Source organism: Staphylococcus sp. HMSC34C02 (assembly GCF_001838705.1).
GTDB classification, from domain to species: Bacteria; Bacillota; Bacilli; order Staphylococcales; family Staphylococcaceae; genus Staphylococcus; species Staphylococcus borealis.
The window spans coordinates 26,143-27,770 of record NZ_KV838582.1; the positions used below are offsets into that span (position 1 = coordinate 26,143).

Annotated in this window: 1 protein-coding gene; it reads left to right on the forward strand. The window is 34.2% G+C overall.

The features are described 5' to 3' along the window. Positions 1-1,225 (forward strand): threonine ammonia-lyase IlvA (ilvA, locus tag HMPREF3239_RS06195; protein ID WP_070855064.1); only part of this gene is annotated, 1,225 nt, incomplete at its 5' end. Positions 1,226-1,628: the final 403 nt, after the last annotated feature.

Sequence of the window (1,628 nt, forward strand, 5' to 3'; positions counted from 1 at the left end):
ATATTTACGAATTAAAGATGTTGTTAAAGAGACACCTCTACAATATGATCTCTATCTTTCGCAAAAATATGATTGTAACGTCTATTTAAAAAGAGAAGATTTACAATGGGTGCGTTCATTTAAACTTAGAGGTGCATATAATGCCATTTCGGTATTAACTGATGAGGCTAAAGAAAAAGGTATTACATGTGCCAGTGCCGGAAATCATGCTCAAGGTGTGGCATATACTGCTAAAGCACTAAATTTACAAGCAGTCATATTTATGCCAGTGACCACACCTCTTCAAAAAGTTAATCAAGTTAAATTCTTTGGTTCAAAAAATGTTAAAATCGTGCTAACTGGAGACACCTTTGATGATTGTTTAAAAGAAGCTTTAGCTTATACTAAACAAAATCATATGACCTTCATTGATCCTTTTAATAACGTCAACACAATCGCTGGTCAAGGCACCCTTGCAAAAGAAATTTTGAATCAGTCAAATCATGATGCTATTACTTTTGACTATTTATTCGCTGCAATTGGTGGTGGCGGTTTGATTTCAGGTATAAGTACGTATTTAAATCAATATAGCCCACAAACTAAAATAATTGGTGTTGAACCTACTGGCGCTAGCAGCATGTATGAATCAGTAGTTGTACAAAATAAAGTTGTTACACTCGACCATATTGATAAATTTGTAGATGGTGCTTCTGTAGCACGTGTAGGTGATATCACGTTTAATATTGCTAAGCAATATGTTGACGACTATATTCAAGTAGATGAAGGAGCAGTCTGTTCAACTATCTTAGATATGTACTCAAAACAAGCCATCGTTGCAGAACCTGCAGGTGCATTAAGTGTAGCAGCATTAGAGAATTATAAAAAAGAAATTCGAGGTAAGACTGTAGTATGCGTCATTAGTGGTGGTAATAACGATATCAATCGTATGAAAGAAATCGAAGAGCGTTCATTACTTTATGAGGAAATGAAACATTACTTTATACTTAACTTTCCTCAACGTCCTGGTGCACTCAAGGAATTTGTAAATGATGTTTTAGGACCACAAGATGATATTACTAAGTTTGAATACTTAAAGAAAACTTCTCAAAATACGGGTACTGTTATTATTGGCATTCAGCTTAAAAATCATGATGACCTTAATCAACTCAAATTTAATGTTCATAATTTTGATCCATCAAATATTTATATTAATGAAAACAAGATGCTGTATTCACTTTTAATTTAATGATATAACACTCCCATTGATCTGTATGGGAGTGTTATTTGTGTACATTTAGTTCAACACAAGCGTTCGCATCTTTCTTCCTTTTCTAAAATTGCTTGCTCTTTTAGCTCTACTAAACTCGCTTCTCAATTTTCTCAACTCATCAGCTTCAAGCGCTTTCTCTTCGTAAAGCATTATACATTTATATCATTAAATTTTCATTTTAATTTTAAGCATAAAAAAAGAGACCTTACGGTCTCATTACTTTGCCTGGCAACGTCCTACTCTAGCGGAACGTAAATCGGCTACCATCGCCGCTAAGAACCTTACTTTACTTCGAGACAAGCGCTCGCATCTTTCTTCCTTTTCTAAAATTGCTTGCTCTTTTAGCTCTACTAAACTCGCTTCTCAATTTTCTCAACTC